15 protein-coding genes are annotated in these 15477 nt (G+C 70.6%); 7 read left to right on the top strand and 8 right to left on the bottom strand.

Annotation, left to right across the window (positions count from 1 at the left end):
• Nucleotides 1-74: 74 nt before the first annotated feature.
• From OG522_RS22380 to OG522_RS22370, 3 genes are all read left to right on the top strand, one after another.
• A complete protein-coding gene (locus tag OG522_RS22380; protein WP_329464783.1) occupies nt 75-1070 on the top strand; it encodes an acyl-CoA desaturase in 996 nt (331 codons plus the stop codon).
• Nucleotides 1067-1804: a TetR/AcrR family transcriptional regulator gene (locus OG522_RS22375; protein ID WP_329464782.1), complete on the top strand. Its 738-nt coding sequence runs from the start codon at nt 1067-1069 to the stop codon at nt 1802-1804. Before OG522_RS22380 ends, OG522_RS22375 begins: the two co-directional genes overlap by 4 nt.
• Nucleotides 1805-2077: 273 nt before the next feature.
• Complete coding sequence (locus OG522_RS22370; RefSeq protein ID WP_329464781.1) at nt 2078-3811, top strand: FG-GAP-like repeat-containing protein; 1734 nt, start codon at nt 2078-2080, stop codon at nt 3809-3811.
• An 86-nt stretch (nt 3812-3897) separates the two neighbouring features.
• On the opposite strand, the gene OG522_RS22365 is transcribed toward OG522_RS22370, so the two are convergent.
• Together OG522_RS22365 and OG522_RS22360 are read right to left on the bottom strand one after the other, a co-directional pair.
• Entirely contained in the window at nt 3898-4263 is a 366-nt protein-coding gene (locus OG522_RS22365) for a VOC family protein (protein WP_329464780.1), read from the bottom strand.
• Nucleotides 4264-4267: 4 nt separating this feature from the next.
• Nucleotides 4268-5125 (bottom strand): trans-aconitate 2-methyltransferase, encoded by an 858-nt coding sequence (locus OG522_RS22360; protein ID WP_329464779.1) that lies wholly within the window; start codon nt 5123-5125, stop codon nt 4268-4270.
• Between the two features lie 130 nt (nt 5126-5255).
• Between OG522_RS22360 and tamR the strand changes: the two genes are divergently transcribed.
• Nucleotides 5256-5753 carry a MarR family transcriptional regulator TamR gene (gene tamR, locus OG522_RS22355; RefSeq protein ID WP_329464778.1) on the top strand — a complete coding sequence of 166 codons (498 nt, stop codon included), beginning with the start codon at nt 5256-5258 and terminating at the stop codon, nt 5751-5753.
• Here the strand turns inward: tamR and OG522_RS22350 are convergent.
• Nucleotides 5712-6479 carry a response regulator transcription factor gene (locus OG522_RS22350; RefSeq protein ID WP_329464777.1) on the bottom strand — a complete coding sequence of 256 codons (768 nt, stop codon included), beginning with the start codon at nt 6477-6479 and terminating at the stop codon, nt 5712-5714. The genes tamR and OG522_RS22350 overlap by 42 nt on opposite strands.
• Before the next feature lie 264 nt (nt 6480-6743).
• Between OG522_RS22350 and OG522_RS22345 the strand changes: the two genes are divergently transcribed.
• Complete coding sequence (locus OG522_RS22345) at nt 6744-7184, top strand: GNAT family N-acetyltransferase (RefSeq protein ID WP_329464776.1); 441 nt, start codon at nt 6744-6746, stop codon at nt 7182-7184.
• Between the two features lie 33 nt (nt 7185-7217).
• Here OG522_RS22345 and galK read toward each other — a convergent pair whose 3' ends face one another.
• From galK to galT, 3 genes are read right to left on the bottom strand one after another with little or no spacing between them, the layout of a single operon-like run.
• Nucleotides 7218-8378 carry a galactokinase gene (galK, locus tag OG522_RS22340; protein ID WP_329464775.1) on the bottom strand — a complete coding sequence of 387 codons (1161 nt, stop codon included), beginning with the start codon at nt 8376-8378 and terminating at the stop codon, nt 7218-7220.
• Nucleotides 8371-9339 (bottom strand): UDP-glucose 4-epimerase GalE, encoded by a 969-nt coding sequence (gene galE / locus OG522_RS22335; RefSeq protein WP_329464774.1) that lies wholly within the window; start codon nt 9337-9339, stop codon nt 8371-8373. The genes galK and galE overlap by 8 nt, the downstream gene beginning before the upstream one ends.
• On the bottom strand, nt 9336-10391 hold the full coding sequence (gene galT, locus OG522_RS22330) for a galactose-1-phosphate uridylyltransferase (protein ID WP_329464773.1): 1056 nt from the start codon (nt 10389-10391) through the stop codon (nt 9336-9338). Before galT ends, galE begins: the two co-directional genes overlap by 4 nt.
• 240 nt (nt 10392-10631) lie before the next feature.
• Here galT and OG522_RS22325 point away from each other — a divergent pair, with 240 nt between their 5' ends.
• Together OG522_RS22325 and OG522_RS22320 are read left to right on the top strand one after the other, a co-directional pair.
• Nucleotides 10632-12302 (top strand): sodium:solute symporter family protein, encoded by a 1671-nt coding sequence (locus tag OG522_RS22325; protein WP_329464772.1) that lies wholly within the window; start codon nt 10632-10634, stop codon nt 12300-12302.
• 15 nt (nt 12303-12317) lie between these two features.
• Entirely contained in the window at nt 12318-12608 is a 291-nt protein-coding gene (locus tag OG522_RS22320; RefSeq protein ID WP_329464771.1) for a hypothetical protein, read from the top strand.
• Between the two features lie 31 nt (nt 12609-12639).
• Here OG522_RS22320 and OG522_RS22315 read toward each other — a convergent pair whose 3' ends face one another.
• Together OG522_RS22315 and OG522_RS22310 are read right to left on the bottom strand one after the other, a co-directional pair.
• Nucleotides 12640-13329, bottom strand: coding sequence for a helix-turn-helix transcriptional regulator (locus OG522_RS22315; protein WP_329464770.1), 690 nt, complete (start codon nt 13327-13329; stop codon nt 12640-12642).
• Nucleotides 13330-13600: 271 nt separating this feature from the next.
• On the bottom strand, nt 13601-15436 hold the full coding sequence (locus tag OG522_RS22310) for an outer membrane protein assembly factor BamB family protein (protein ID WP_329464768.1): 1836 nt from the start codon (nt 15434-15436) through the stop codon (nt 13601-13603).
• Nucleotides 15437-15477 lie beyond the last annotated feature (41 nt).

The following is a 15477-nucleotide window of genomic DNA, read 5'->3' as shown; positions in this document are numbered from 1 at the left end:
TACGTTGCCGTAGGTTACGGACCCGTAGCCAGGCGACTCCGCTCGTTTACCTCACCCTGCCGGGGGTACTCCCCATGACCACATCTCCCGATCTGCTCAAGTCGCCGGACGGACCTCCCCAGCCGCCCGCGACGCTCGGTGGCGAGAGCAAACGCTCCATCGAACAGATCGCCCTGTTGTTCTTCATCGTCGTACCGTTCGCGGCTCTCCTCGCGGCGGTGCCGCTGGCCTGGGGCTGGGGGCTCAGCTGGCTCGATGTGGGCCTGCTGGTCTTCATGTACTACCTGGGCTGCCACGGCGTCACGATCGGTTTCCACCGCTATTTCACGCATGGTTCGTTCAAGGCGAAGCGGCCGCTGCGCATCGCGCTGGCCGTGGCGGGTTCGATGGCGGTGGAAGGGCCACTGGTGCGCTGGGTGGCCGACCACCGCCGGCACCACAAGTTCTCGGACGCCGAGGGCGATCCGCATTCGCCGTGGCGTTTCGGCGAGACGCTGCCGGCCCTGATGAAGGGGCTGTGGTGGGCGCACATCGCCTGGATGTTCGACGAGGAGCAGACTCCGCAGGACAAGTACGCGCCGGATCTGCTCGCCGATCCGGCGATCCGGCGGATCTCGCGGGACTTCGTCCTGTGGACGGCTCTGTCGCTGACGATTCCACCGCTGGTCGGCGGTCTGGTCACCTGGTCGTGGTGGGGCGCGTTCACGGCGTTCTTCTGGGGCTCGCTGGTGCGGGTGGCGCTGCTGCACCATGTGACGTGGTCGATCAACTCGATCTGCCACGCGGTGGGCAAGCGTCCCTTCAAGTCCCGTGACCGCAGCGGAAACGTGTGGTGGCTTGCGGTGCTGTCGTGCGGCGAGTCCTGGCACAACCTGCATCACGCGGACCCGACGTCGGCGCGGCACGGCGTGCTGCGCGGGCAGCTCGACTCCAGCGCCCGCATCATCCGCTGGTGCGAGCAGCTGGGTCTGGCGTACGACGTGCGCTGGCCGAGCGCGGCCCGTCTCGACTCCAAGCGGAACGAGGGCTCTCCCTCCCGGCGCAAGGACGAGGCCGCCGAGGCGGCATGATGGACGACGTGGCGACCGACTCCAGCACCACCAGCACCACTGGTTCCTCCCGCTCCGCAGCTGCGGCTTCTTCCCGCTCCTCATCGGGGTCCGCCCCGGCCGAGAAGCCGAGGCGGGCCCGGCGGACCCGGATGACCGGGGCCGAGCGCCGGGAGCAATTGCTGGACATCGGTCGCACGCTCTTCGCGGAGCGCGGGTTCGAGGGGACCTCGGTCGAGGAGATCGCGGCGAAGGCCGGGGTCTCCAAGCCGGTGGTGTACGAGCACTTCGGCGGCAAGGAGGGTTTGTACGCGGTCGTCGTGGACCGGGAAATGCGGTCGCTTCTCGACCTCGTGACGGGCGCCCTCACCGCGGGCCACCCGCGAGAACTCCTGGAGCAGGCCGCATTCGCCCTGCTCGACTACATCGAGACGAATACGGACGGATTCCGCATTCTGGTGCGCGATTCCCCCGTCGCCCAGTCGACCGGCACCTTCGCGTCACTCATCTCCGACATCGCGACTCAGGTCGAGGACATTCTGGGCCTGGAGTTCAAGGCCCGCGGTTTCGATGCCAAACTGGCGCCGTTGTACGCGCAGGCACTGGTCGGGATGGTGGCGCTGACCGGGCAGTGGTGGCTGGACGTCCGCAAGCCGAAGAAGGCGGAAGTCGCGGCACACCTGGTGAATCTGGCCTGGCACGGTTTGGACGGACTTGAGGCGAAACCGCGGCTGATCGGGCATCGCAAAAGCTGATTCCCGGACATACCCGTCTCATACCGTTCGCACAGCGGTTGCACATCGGCCGTAATTTTCACTTCAACCGCACAAGAATCGGCGGTAGTCTTCACACACCATCCCGGGGGGGATTTTCGCCATTCCTCGCGTGCCCCGATCCGCGTCGGCCCCTTGTGCCGCCACGGTCTGTGCCGCGCCTCATTTCCGCGCGCCCATGCGACGACGAATACGCAGCGAACCCGTTCTCCCCGGCTCCAATCGTTTATTCCCATGGGGGGAATCTTGTCCGCAGTGCGCACCAAGCGCGCGAGCCGCCTCGCGGCCTGCACCGCCCTCGTCCTGTCGGCGGGCATGCTGCTCGCCGGCCCGGCTTCGGCCGACACCCGGCCCGCCACCCCGCCCTCGGTGGCCAAGCCCGCTAAGCCCGCCGGCCAGCCGTCGGCGAAGCTCCCGCAGCGCAAGTCCGCCTATGCCGGCACGTCGGCCGTGCCCTCGAAGCCCCGCTTCGACCTGGACAAGGACGGCCGGAGCGACCTTCTCGTACGGGAGTCGAACGACCGGCTCTACCTGGAGCCCTGGAAGTTCACGCAGAACCCCGAGGTGCCCAACAACTACGGTGCCTTCAAGGACCTGATCGAGCCCGGCGACCTCGACGGCGACGGCAACCCGGAAATGCTCGTCCTGTCACCGGCCGGCCAGCTCTCGCTCTACAGCGGGCTTTCGGGCACGCCCGTCAAGGACGCGCAGGGCAATGACAGCCTCTCGGTCAGCACGGGCTCGCTGTCCTGGTCGAGCGGCGGCTGGAACGCCTATAACAAGCTGTTCTCCCCCGGTGATGTCACCGGCGACGGCAAGCCCGACCTGATGGCCCGTACGCCGTCGGGCGACCTGTACCTGTACCCGGGAACCGGCTCGGTCACCGGCAGCCCGTTCGGCGACCGGATCAAGATCGGCAGCGGCTGGGGCATCTACGACCAGCTCGTCGGCGCCAGTGACATGAACGCCGACGGCATCGCCGACGTCGTGGCCCGCACGCCCGGCGGCGACCTGTACTTCTACCCGGGCTCCGGCAACGCCGCAGCCCCGCTGAAGGACCCGGTCAAGATCGGTTTCGGCTGGGGCATCTACAGCCAGATCATCAGCGTCGACGACACCTCGGGCTACGCCGACCTCGTGGCGCGCGACGCCTCCGGCACCCTGTGGTTCTACGCCCCCAACACCAGGGGCGGCCTCAGCGACCGCTCGAAGATGGGCGGCGGCTGGAGCGCGGCGACGCTGGCCAACAGCGGCGGCAACCCGTCCTACGGCAAGGCCGACATGATGGCGCTCGACGGCGCCCACGGCTCGCTCTACTACTACTGGGCCAAGGGCGACGGCACCTTCGCCGACCGCAGGCTGCTCGGCAGCGCGGGCGACTGGACCGGTGCTCCGGCGAGCGCCCTCACCTACACCTCCTCGCTGATCACCAGCGACCGCTGGGGCACCCTGCTCGTGGTCGACCCCGACGGGCACCTCCACATCGGGGACAGCGACCTCGGCGCCGGCTGGGACTCCTTCAACGCGCTCGCCGGGGTCGGCGACCTCACCGGTGAGGGCAACGGCGACCTGCTGGCGCGCGGCACCAACGGGCACCTGTACCTGTACCCCGGTAACGGCCTGGGCACCGGGTTCTACAACCGCGTCGACCTGGGCGCGGGCTGGAACGGGTTCAACAAGCTCGTCGGCGCCGGCGACGTCAACGGCGACGGCATCGCGGACCTGCTGGCCCGGGACGACAACGGCCACCTGTTCATGTACCCGGGCAAGTCCACGCCCGGCTTCGGCAACCGCATCGACCTCGGCGGCGGCTGGAACGGCTACAACAAGCTGGCGGTCCCGGGCGACATGACCGGTGACGGCCGCGCCGACGTGATCGGCGTCGACGGCTCGGGCACCGCCTGGCGCTACGACGCCAACGGCACGGGCACCTTCAAGGAGCGCGTGAGCCTGGGCGCCGGCTGGAACACGTACAACGGCATCTACTAGGCCCCCGGCAGCAGGCCGGCGGATCTTCGGCAGCACGCGCAGTGCCCCGCTCCCTTCCTCGCGAAGGGAGCGGGGCACTCCCGCGTTCACCCCGCCACCGGCTCCAGGAACTCCAGCCGGTTGCCCACCGGGTCCTCGGAGTAGAACCGCCGGTGTCCCGGGAGGTTGTCGTCCCAGACGACCTGCGCGCCGCGTTCGCGCAGCCTGCGCGCGTACGCCTCGATCGCGATCACGCGCAGCCCGGGATGGGCCTTCCTGGCCGGGCGGAAGTCCTCTTCGATGCCCACGTGGAGCTGGACCGGGCCGTACTGGAACCAGCAGCCGCCACGGGCCGCAAGCACCGGGGGCTTGGGGATCTCGGTCATGCCGAGCACCTCTTCGTAATACGTTCTCAACTGCGGCTCACTGCCCGGCGGGGCGGCGAGCTGTACATGGTCGACGGCGGCGAGCATCGGGTCAGCGCTCCTTCTTTCTGGCGACGGCGAAGATGCGCCGGAACGGGAAGACCGTGCCGTGCGGGCCGGGTGGGTAGGCCTCGCGGAGCCGGTCGCGGTATTCGGCGAGGAAGGCGGCGATGGCCGGCTGGTCCCCGTCGAGGGCGGTGAGCACGGGGCGCAGGGCCGTGCCCTTGACCCAGTCGAGGACCGGGTCCTGGCCTGGGAGCAGCTGGGAGTAGACGGTCTCCCAGACGTCGGTCTCGCAGCCGAGGTCGGACAGGCGCATGAGGTAGTCGGCGGGTTCCAGGATGTAGACATAGCGGCGGCCGTGGTCGCCCAGGCGGGTGCGCCAGCGCGGGGATTCGCAGAGTTCGGCGAGGATGGCGTGGCTGGGCGAGGTGAAGTTTCCGGGGACCTGGAAGGCGAGGGTGCCGCCGGGGGCGAGGCCGTCGATCCAGGCGGCGAACGACTCGGAGTGGTTGGGGATCCACTGAAGGGCCGCGTTGGAGACGATCAGGTCGTACGGCTCGGTGGGTACCCAGTGCGTGGCGTCGGTGAGTTGGAAGTCGAGCCAGCCGCCGCCGGACGTTGTGCCGCCGTGGTCCTTGTCGGCCTGGGCGAGCATCTGCGGCGACAGGTCGAAGCCGGTGATCCGGGCGTCGGGCCAGCGGTCGGCGAGGCGGACGGTGACGTTGCCGGGGCCGCAGCCGAGGTCGGCGATCCGGGGCGAGAGGCCGCCGGTCGCGGGGAGCTGCGGTATCCGGGTGAGCAGGTCGAGGAACGGGCGGGTGCGGTGGCCGGCGTGCCGCAGATACTGCTGCGGATCCCAGACCGGTGGCCCCGGTGGCGATGTGGGCGTCAGTGGTTCGGAATGCATGTTCGAGCCCCCTTGCAGGTACGGCTGGCCGAAACGAACCAGGCTCCGGCCCCTCCCTGCCCAATGGTGGCTGGATATATATCTTGACGTCAAGAGACTTCATGTCGACAGACCCTCTACACTGATCGACATGGAGGACGAGGTCGACCGACTGGTCGCAGCATGGCGCCGAGAGCGCCCGGACCTCGACGTGGAACCACTCGAGGTGCTCAGCCGTGTCAGCAGGCTCGCCCGCCATCTCGACCGGGCCCGCAGGATCGCGTTCGCCGAGCACAATCTGGAGCCGTGGGAGTTCGACGTCCTGACGTCGCTGCGGCGCGCGGGCGCCCCCTACCAGCTGTCCCCGGGGCAGCTGTTGACCCAGACCCTGGTCACGTCGGGCACGATGACCAACCGCATCGACCGGCTCGCCAAGAAGGGCCTGGTCGAGCGGCTGCCCGACCCCAGCGACCGGCGCGGAGTACTGGTCCGGCTCACGCCCGAGGGGCGCGACCGGGCCGACCAGGCGCTCGCGGGACTCCTGGAGCAGGAACGGGCCATCCTCGGCGAGCTCAGCCGCAACCAGCGGGGCGAACTGGCCGCGCTGCTACGCCAGTTGACCGCCCCGTTCGACAACATCCCCGGCTAGGTCGACCGGCCCCACCCCGGCCCGGCGGGCCAGCGCGACGGCCGCCAGCGTGGAGTGCACGCCCAGCTTGCCCAGGACGTTCTGCATATGGGTGCGCACCGTGTGCGGCGACAGGAACAACCGCTCGGCGACCGCCTTGCGGCCGAGCCCCGCCACCATGCAGCGCAGCACCTCGCGCTCGCGCGGGGTGAGCGACTCCACCAGCCGCTCGGAATCCGTGCGGTGCTTGCGCGCGGCGGTCAGCTCCCGCAGGACGCCCGTGAGCAGCGCGGGCGGCAGGTGCGTCTCGTCACGCAGTACGCCCCGGATCACGGCGAGCAGCCGTTGCAGCGAGCAGTCCTTGGCGACCCAGCCGCACGCGCCGGCCTGGAGGGCGAGGGCGGCGCGGCGCGGGTCGTCCTTCTCGGCGAGTACGACGGTACGCACCGCGGGCTGGCCCGAACGCACGCCCGCGACCAGCGAGATGCCGTCCACCAGGCCGTCCGCGCCACCGCCGTCGGGCACCGCGCGGGCCACCGGCACGGTCGCCGATGTCCCCAGGTCCGCGTCCACGAGCATGACGTCGAACCTGCGGCCCTCGGAGGCACCCCGCTCCAGGCAGCGCAGCGCGGCGGGGCCGCTGCCGGCCGCGGCGACGTCCACGTCGGGCTCGGCGGCCAGGGCCGCGGCGAGCGACTCGGCGAAGATGCGATGGTCGTCCACCACGAGAACTCGGACACGTACCAAGTGACACCCCCATGTGTCGGGGGACGGACCGGTACGGGTACGGCGCCCGGAATCGGGTCCCCAGAGTCAACACGGCCGCCGCCGTGCACTGAGTATTACCCCGCCCCGGGCGACGTACCCGACTGTCTCGCCCCCTGATCAACACCGGCCCCCACCGGTGCTGTGCATCAGCGTAGGGCTGCGGGGCGAGAGCGGAAGGCACTTTGCAGAACTGATGGCATCCGGACCGCTACGCGGCGTGTGCGGATGTTTAGGGTGAGTTCCATGTTTCGTATCGAGACAGAAGTGGACAAGGAGCGCCAGGCGTTGCTCGCGCGGCGGCTGCGCGACACCAATACCGAGCGCTCGCCGGTGCTGCGGGCGCTGCGCGGGCCGGGCGAGCGGGAACTCCCGCTCCACGTCTGGGCGTTGGACGAGGACGGCGCCATGGCCGGGGGGCTGACGGGGCGCACCTGGGCCGGGTGGCTCCACATCGACCTGTTGTGGGTGTCGGGCGCGCTGCGCACGGCGGGGCTCGGCACACGGCTCCTGGCCCGCGCGGAGGAGCTGGCCCGCGCCGAGCGGGGCTGCGGCTGGGCCCGCCTGGAGACGTGGGACTTCCAGGCGCCGGGCTTCTACCGGAGCCGGGGTTACGACATCGTGGGCGAGGTCCCGGACTATCCGCCGGGGGTGACGGAGTACACGCTCACTAAGCGGCTGGGGTGAGCCGGGGCTCGTCGCGCGGGTCGAAGCCCGCCCTCACGCCAAGCGCCGCGCCCCCGCCGACGGCACCGCCTCGAACAGCCGTGGCGCGGCCAGGTCCGCATGCTCGAACGCCGAGGTCAGGGCCTTGGAGACGGGGCCAAGCGCCGGCTCGTCGAGGAGGACGATCGCCGAGCCCCCGAACCCGCCGCCCGTCATCCGCGCACCCAGCGCCCCGGCGGCCACCGCGGTGTCGACCACCAGGTCGAGCTCCGCGCAGGACACCCGCAGGTCGTCCCGCAGGGAGGCGTGGCCCTCGGTGAGGACCGGGCCCACCGCGCGGACGTCGCCCGCCGCCAGCAGCGCCGCGACCCGCGCGACCCGCTCGTTGTCGCTCACCACGTGCCGTACGTAGTCGCGCACCGTCGGGGAGGACAGCTCAGCCAGCGCATCGGGAAGTTGTGCGGCGGACACGTCGCGCAGGGTCCGTACACCCAGCTCCCGCGCGCCCTGCTCACAACCGGCGCGCCGCTGCGCGTACGCGCCGTCTCCCAGTGCGTGCTTCACGCGGGTGTCGACGACCAGCAGCCGCAGCCCCTGCGCGGGCAGGTCGAAGGGGATCTGATGCCTCGTCAGGTCGCGGGCGTCCAGGTGCAGCACATGGCCCTCGGTGCAGCACGCCGACGCCGTCTGGTCCATGATTCCGCACGGGACGCCGACGAACTCGTTCTCCGCCCGCTGGGCCAGGGCTGCCAACTGGGCCATGGTCAGCGGCAGTTCGTACAGGTCGCGCAGGGCGAGCGCGGTCACCACCTCCAGGGCCGCCGAGGACGACAGGCCCGCGCCCGTCGGCACCGCCGACGTCAGGTGGATGTCGGCGCCGGTCACCGCGTGGCCCGCGGCGCGCAGCGCCCACACCACTCCGGCCGGGTACGCCGCCCAGCCCGACCCGGAGCGCGGCTCCAGCTCGTCCACGCGCAGCTCGACCACGGGGCCCTGGATGTCCGCCGAGTGCAGCCTGAGCACCCCGTCCGTGCGCCGGGACACCGCCGCGAGGGCCGTGTGCGGCAGCGCGAGCGGCATGACGAAGCCCTCGTTGAAGTCGGTGTACTCGCCGATGAGGTTGACCCGGCCCGGCGCCGCCCACACCCCCTGCGGCCCGGCTCCGTACAACTCACGGAAGGACGCCGCCACTTCGGCCACCGTCGTGTCATTCACCCGCGTGCTCCGCTCTCCTCGCGAACGCCCACGCGTCCGCCACGATCCCCGCGAGGTCCGCGCGGGACGGCTGCCAGCCCAGGCGTTCGTGGGCGCGCGACGCGGAGGCCACCAGGACCGCCGGGTCGCCGGCGCGGCGGGCCGCGACGACCTCGGGGACGGTGTGGCCGGTCACCTTGCGGACGGTCTCGACGACCTCGCGGACCGAGAACCCGTTGCCGTTGCCCAGGTTGCAGACCAGGTGCTCGCCCGCGACGGCCGCCGCCAGCGCCAGCAGGTGCGCCTGGGCCAAATCCGCCACGTGGATGTAGTCCCGTACGCAGGTGCCGTCGGGGGTGGGGTAGTCGTCGCCGTAGATCGAGATGGAATCGCGCTGCCCGAGCGCCACTTGCAGCACCAGCGGGATCAGATGGGATTCCGGGGCGTGGCGTTCGCCGCAGCTGCCGTACGCGCCCGCCACGTTGAAGTAGCGCAGCGACACCGCCGCCAGGCCGTGGGCGGCGCACTCCCCCGCGATCATGTGGTCCACCGCGAGCTTGGAGGCTCCGTACGGGCTGGTCGGGGCCGTCGGGTCGGTCTCGGTGATCGGGGTCGCGACCGGTTCGCCGTAGGTGGCCGCCGTGGAGGAGAAGATCAGCGTGCGGACCCCGGCGCCGCGCATCGCGGCCAGTAGGGCCATGGTGCCGCCGACGTTGTTCGTCCAGTACTTCTCCGGATGCGCCACCGACTCGCCGACCTGCGAGAACGCGGCGAAGTGGAGGACCGCGTCGAAGGTGTTGTCCAGCCACTTCGCGGCGTCCTGGACGCGGCCTTCGATGAACGCGGCACCGGAGGGGACGGCCTCGGCGAAGCCGGTGGACAGGTCGTCCAGGACGGTCACGTCGTGGCCGGCCTCGACCAGGTGGGCCGCCACCACGCTGCCCACGTATCCCGCACCGCCCGTCACCAGGTACTTGCTCATTTACTGGCCACCTCTCGCAGTCGCTCGGCCGCGGCCTCCGGCGGCACGTCGTTGATGAACACGCTCATACCGGATTCGGAGCCCGCGAGAAACTTCAGCTTGCCGGAAGTGCGTCGGATGGTGAAAAGCTCAAGATGGAGCCCGAACTGGGCACGGTCGACGGCCCCCTGCCCCCGGAACGGCGCCTGGTGCCAGGCGGCGATGTAGGGGGTGGGCGGCTCGTCGGGGCCGAAGATCCGGTCGAAGCGCCGCAAGAGTTCCAGATAGACCTGTGGGAACTCTGTGCGGGCGCCGTCACCGAGGGCCCGCAGGTCCGGGACGCGCCGCTTGGGATGCAGGTGGACCTCGTAGGGCCAGTGCGCGGCGTAGGGCACGAACGCCACCCAGTGTTCGCCCTCAAGGATCACCCGTTCGCCGTCGGCGAGCTCGCGCGCGACCACGTCCTCGAAGAGGTTGCGGCCGCCGGTGCGCTCGCGGTGTTCGGCGAGCGAGCGGAGCATGAGGGCGGTGCGGGGGGTGGTGAAGGGGTAGCCGTAGATCTGGCCGTGCGGGTGGCCGAGGGTGACGCCGATCTCGGCGCCCCGGTTCTCGAAGCAGAACACCTGCTCCACCTGCGGGAGTTCGGCGAGTTCGGCGGTCCGGTCGGTCCACACCTCCAGGACGAGCGCGGCCTGTTCCTCGGTGAGGTCGGCGAAGGACGCGTCGTGGTCGGGGGTGAAGCAGACGACTTCGCAGCGGCCGGAGTCGCCGGCGAGCGAGGGGAAGCGGTTCTCGAAGACGACGACGTCGTAGTCGGGGGCCGGGATCTCGCTCTGGCGTCCGTCGCGCGAGGGGCACAGCGGGCACTCGTCGGCGGGCGGGTGGTAGATGCGGCCCTGGCGGTGGGAGGCGATGGCCACCGCGTCGCCGAGCAGCGGGTCGCGGCGGATCTCGGAGGCGGTCGACACCGCGTCGAGCGGGCGCGGATCCACCTCGTCCCGCACCCGGTCGTCGCGCAAGTCGTAGTAGAGCAGCTCACGACCGTCGGCGAGCCGGGTCGACGTCTTCTTCACCTGCAACCTCCACCATCCAACAGAACCAAACACAACAAACCACAAGCCAACAGGCTCCGTCAATGGGTGTGCACGCGGTTGCCCTCAGCCGCACCGATCACCGGCCGGTCCCGCGGACCACCGGGTCATGACGCGCGCTCGATCACAATCCAACAAACAATCTCATCAAAACTGTTCAGTTTCTGAACATCGAGGCGTAGGTTCCGGTCCGGATCAGTAAGCGCGACGAAGCGAGTACGCATGCAATACCTGGCCGCGGGGCTACGGCTCCCCACCAACGGGCTCGACTACACGATTCTGGCGATCTACTTCATCGTCGTCCTGGGCATCGGCTTCGCCGCCCGCGCCAGCGTGAAGACCAGCCTCGACTTCTTCCTGTCGGGCCGGTCGCTGCCGGCCTGGGTCACCGGGCTCGCGTTCGTCGCCGCCAACCTCGGCGCCACCGAGATCCTGGGCATGTCCGCCACCGGCGCCCAGTACGGCGTGGCGGTCGTCCACTGGTACTGGATAGGCGCGATCCCCGCCATGGTCTTCCTGGGCCTGGTGATGATGCCCTTCTACTACGGCTCGAAGGTCCGCTCCGTACCGGAGTTCCTGCTCCAGCGCTTCGACAGGTCGGCGCACCTGCTCGCCTCGGCGCTGTTCGCCTTCGCCGCCGTACTGATCGCGGGCGTCAACCTGTACGCGCTGTCGATCGTCGTGGAGGCGCTGCTCGGCTGGCCGCAGTGGGTGGCGATCGTCGTCGCCGGTCTCTTCGTGCTCGCCTACATCACCATCGGCGGGCTCTCCTCGGCGATCTACAACGAGGTGCTCCAGTTCTTCGTGATCCTGGCCGCCCTCATACCGCTGACGCTGCTCGGCCTGAAGCGGGTCGGCGGCTGGGACGGCCTGACCGGGTCCCTCAAGGCCAGCCACGGCGACAACTTCCTGTCCGCGTGGGGCGGCACCGGCATCGGCGAGGCCAACCCGCTGGGCGCCAACTGGCTCACCATCGTGCTCGGTCTCGGCTTCGTGCTGTCCTTCGGCTACTGGACGACGAACTTCGCCGAGGTGCAGCGGGCACTGTCCGCGAAGAACCTGAGCGCCGCCCGGCGGACCCCGCTGATCGCCGCGTTCCCGAAGATGTTCATCGTCTTCCTGGTGATGATCCCGGGCCTGGTGGCGGCGGTGCTGGTACCGAAGATCGGCACCGCGGGCTCCGGCTTCACGTACAACGACGCGATCCCGCTGCTCATGCAGGAACTGCTGCCCAACGGCGTGCTCGGCATCGCGGTGACCGGTCTGCTCGCCGCGTTCATGGCCGGCATGGCGGCGAACGTGTCGTCCTTCAACACGGTGTTCACGTACGACATCTGGGCCAAGTACGTGAAGAAGGACCGGCCGGACGCGTATTACCTGCGGTTCGGGCGGCTGATCACCGCGATCGGTGTGCTCGCCTCGATCGGCACGGCGTTCATCGCGTCCTCGTTCTCCAACATCATGGGCTACCTCCAGACCCTGTTCTCCTTCTTCAACGTGCCGATGTTCGTGGTCTTCGTCATCGGCATGTTCTGGAAGCGGGCGTCGGTGAAGTCCGGGGTGTGGGGCCTGTTCGCGGGCACCTCGGCCGCGATGGTCAACTACTTCTGGATCTACAAGCAGGGCGTCATCTCGATCCCGACCGACCAGGGCGCCAACTTCGTCTCCGCGATCGTCGGGTTCGTGGCGGGCGCGGTGGTGATGGTGGTGGTCACGCTGTTCACGGCGCCGAAGCCCGCGGCCGAGCTGGCGGGTCTCGTGTACGGGACGAAGTCGCCCGGCGTCGAGGAGCCGCCCGCCGAGGGCGACGGCGCCTGGTACCGCAGGCCCGCCCTGCTCGGCTGGGCCGCGATCGTGCTGGCCGCGCTCTGCTACGTCCCCTACTCGTTCTGACCCGGAGGCCCCGACATGTCCGAACTACAGCGCGAAGTCTCCGAGTTGGAGCAGAAGTCGGCCACGGCGGCCCGGCTCTTCGACATCCGCCGGATCATCGGCGGCCTGTTCACCCTGTACGGGGTGATCGTCGGCGGCGCGGGGGTCTTCGCCTCCGACGCGGATCTGAAGAAGGCGCAGGGGATCAACATCAACCTCTGGACGGGGTTGGGGATGCTGGTCCTCGGGGTGTTCTTCCTGGTCTGGCTGAAACTGCGGCCGATGGCGCCGCCCGCACCCGACGAGGGCGAGCCCTCGCGGGGTTGAGCGGTCTGCCGAGGCTCTGGTGGGGGCGCGGCTACGGGGTTGGGGGTGGGGGCATGGGATGGCTGGCTCGGTCGAGGAGGCCGGTGCGGGCGGCGAGCGCCGCGGCCTCCAGGCGGGAGCCCACGCCGAGCTTCATCAGCACCCGCTGGACGTGGGTGCGTGCGGTGGACGGGGCGATGCTCATGCCCGCCGCGATCAGCCGGGTGTCCTCGCCGTCGGCGACCCGCACCAGGACCTCCACCTCGCGCGGGGTCAGCATCTGGAGCAGGCGCTGGCCCTCGTCGTCGGGCTGGGCGGCCGGGTTGAGGAGTTCGGCGAAGGCGCCCTGGAGGAGCTGCGGCGCGACCGCCGCCTCGCCGGCCCTGGCCTTGACCATGGCCCGCTCGACGCCCTCTATGCGCTCGTCGTGGCGTACGTAACCGGACGCCCCCGCCGCGAACGCCGCCGCGATCCCGCGCGGGCTCGGCACCGGGCCGAGCACCACCACGGCGACCTGCGGCCGCTCGCGTTTGATCCGTACGATCGGGTCGAAGACCCCCGGTTCGGCCGGCCCGGCGGTGCCGAGCAGGCACACCTCGGGCGCCCGGCTCACCACCAGCTCGGCGGCCCCGGCCACCGGAGCGGTCGCCGCGAGCACCCGGTGCCCGCGCAGTTTCAGCGCCGAGGCCAGTGCCTCGGCGAGGAGCCGGTGGTCGTCGACCACCATGAGCCGCACGCCCATCGAGCTACCCCCCATCCCCCTGGGCCCTTCCCCAAGCTCTTCCCGGGCCAAGGGCACCGCACGCGGACCCCCCGGCCCCCGGCCCTCTTGCCCCGGCAAGCTACACGCTTGTTCGACGCCGCGCGCCCCTTACCGGGGAGAAGCCCCCAGAATGCCGAATTCTCCGCTATTCAGGCCGGGTTGAGGAAGTACGCCCGAACGCGGGCGGCCAACGACGAAGGCCCCGGCGGCGAGAGACGACTCGCCGCCGGGGCCCCGCACTTGGCACGGCTCAGCCGGTGCCGGTCGCCATGAACAGGAACTTCTTGTCGCTGTCGCTGGCCGAGTACGGCTTGCTGAGGAGCGTCGCGCCCATGTACAGGCGGCCCTGACCGTAGAGGATCTCGGAGTACTTCGCCGAGAACGAGGTCAACGCGTCCCGCACCGCCCGGTCCGCCGGGTTCTCCAGGAGCAGCGTCGACTTGAGGCTGCCGCCGTCGATGGTGACGACCTGGCTGCCCTTGTCGTACGGGGCGTCCTTGTACGCGATGACGTTGTTGCCGTCCATGCGCAGCGGGTACAGCGTGTAGCCGTCGCCGGCGTCCGCCCTGCCGGGCACCGGCTGGCCGGTGGCGAGGTCGAAGGCGACGATCTCGTTGGTGCGGCCGAGCGAGCTGGAGCCGGCGGCCGCGTTGTCGTGCTCCTCGGTCGGCACGTACAGCCTGCCGTTGCCGGCCGTGACCATGGAGCACTTCTCGACGGAGGTGCTGTCGCAGCTGGCCGAGTACTTGGCGCCGGGGGCCGGGATGCGCGCGAGCAGCTTTCCGGTCTTGTCGTCGACGGAGAAGAAGTCCGAGATGCCGCTGCCGTCGCCCGCGGTGTCACCGACATCGGCGGCCAGCACCAGGGGCTTGGTCGAGACGATGTGGGCGTAGTCGATGCCCGGCAGCATCTTGTACGTGGAGATGGGCTGACCGGTCTTCGGATCGAGCGGCTGCACGTTGATGGTGGGGTGGTCGATGTCGCCGCACTTGCGGACGGCCACGAGCGCGTCACCGCCGCCGTAGCCGACGTCCTTGCACTGGTCGGCGGTGGTGGTGGGCTTCCACAGTTCCTTGCCGGTGGCCACGTCCCAGGCCGCGCCGCCGTCGAGGCCGCCCGCGGCGACCGTGCCCGCGCCGAGGGTGACTTCGTCGAACCGGGTCTTGCGGTCGCCGTTGGCGCCCTTGATGTCGGCCTGCCACAGCAGCTTGCCGGTGTTCAGGTCGAGGCCGGCGACCTCGGTGCAGGAGGCGTACTTGCCGCCGGCCTCCATGCTCTCGAAGGCGAACGCGGTCTTGCCGTCGGCCGAGACGTGCGGGGTCGACTCGCAGACGTTGCCGGTCAGCGGAAGCGTCCAGAGCTGGGTGCCCTTGGCGGGGTCGTAGCCGACGATCTGCTTGACGCCGGACTTGACGTACACCTTGTCGGTGAGCCAGGAGCCGTGCACCGAGGTGAGGTCGGTGACCTTGGGCTGGGGCGTCTGGAACAGCACATGGGCGGCGGTGTTGGCGGGGACCTTCTCCTTGCCGCCGCCACCGGTGCTGCCGCCCGCGTCGCCCTTGGCGCCGCCGGTGTCGCCCGTCTTGGCGTCGCTCTTGCCGCCGTCCTTGCCGGTGGCGTACCAGATGCCGCCGCCGACGATCAGGGCCACCGCGACGACCGCCGCGATGATGATCGTCAGCTGGGTGTTCGGCTTCTTGCCGCCGGGCTGCCCGCCGGGTGCGGGCGCGCCCGGCGCGCCGTACTGCGGGGCCGGCTGGGCGGCCTGCTGGGTCGGATAGCCGTAGCCGGGCTGGCCGCCGGGCTGGGCGGGGTAGCCGTAGCCGGGCTGCTGCGGCGGGGTCTGCGGGTAGCCGTAGCCGGGAGCGCCGGCCGGCGGCGGGGTGCCCGGTGCCTGCGGGTAGCCGTAGGCGGGCGGGCCCGCGGGGGCCGGGGTGCTCGGGGGAGCGCTGGGCGGCGGGGAGTTGGGCGGCGGCGGAGTGGGCGCGCCGAAGCCGCCGGCCGGGGGCTCCTGGGGCGCGCCGAAACCCTGGGGCGCGCCGTTGGGCTGCTGGGGAGGCTGGGGTGGCTGGGGTGGCTGGCTCATGGCGTCGGGACCTCTGACTGGAAGGCGGGAGCGGGGAGTTG

It is taken from the genome of Streptomyces sp. NBC_01431 (assembly GCF_036231355.1).
In the GTDB taxonomy this organism is placed as follows: domain Bacteria; phylum Actinomycetota; class Actinomycetes; order Streptomycetales; family Streptomycetaceae; genus Streptomyces.
Note: the sequence above shows the minus strand (reverse complement) of the source record. Positions and strands in the feature narration are given on the sequence as shown.

Coding starts and splice junctions, on each gene's coding strand:
- OG522_RS22365 (WP_329464780.1), bottom strand. CDS start 4,263: ATGCTCGCCGCCGTCGACCATGTACAGCTCGCCGCCCCGCCGGGCAGT.
- galE (WP_329464774.1), bottom strand. CDS start 9,339: ATGAGCAAGTACCTGGTGACGGGCGGTGCGGGATACGTGGGCAGCGTG.
- tamR (WP_329464778.1), top strand. CDS start 5,256: ATGGAGGACGAGGTCGACCGACTGGTCGCAGCATGGCGCCGAGAGCGC.
- OG522_RS22375 (WP_329464782.1), top strand. CDS start 1,067: ATGATGGACGACGTGGCGACCGACTCCAGCACCACCAGCACCACTGGT.
- OG522_RS22315 (WP_329464770.1), bottom strand. CDS start 13,329: ATGGGCGTGCGGCTCATGGTGGTCGACGACCACCGGCTCCTCGCCGAG.
- OG522_RS22380 (WP_329464783.1), top strand. CDS start 75: ATGACCACATCTCCCGATCTGCTCAAGTCGCCGGACGGACCTCCCCAG.
- OG522_RS22325 (WP_329464772.1), top strand. CDS start 10,632: ATGCAATACCTGGCCGCGGGGCTACGGCTCCCCACCAACGGGCTCGAC.
- OG522_RS22345 (WP_329464776.1), top strand. CDS start 6,744: ATGTTTCGTATCGAGACAGAAGTGGACAAGGAGCGCCAGGCGTTGCTC.
- OG522_RS22360 (WP_329464779.1), bottom strand. CDS start 5,125: ATGCATTCCGAACCACTGACGCCCACATCGCCACCGGGGCCACCGGTC.
- OG522_RS22310 (WP_329464768.1), bottom strand. CDS start 15,436: ATGAGCCAGCCACCCCAGCCACCCCAGCCTCCCCAGCAGCCCAACGGC.
- OG522_RS22320 (WP_329464771.1), top strand. CDS start 12,318: ATGTCCGAACTACAGCGCGAAGTCTCCGAGTTGGAGCAGAAGTCGGCC.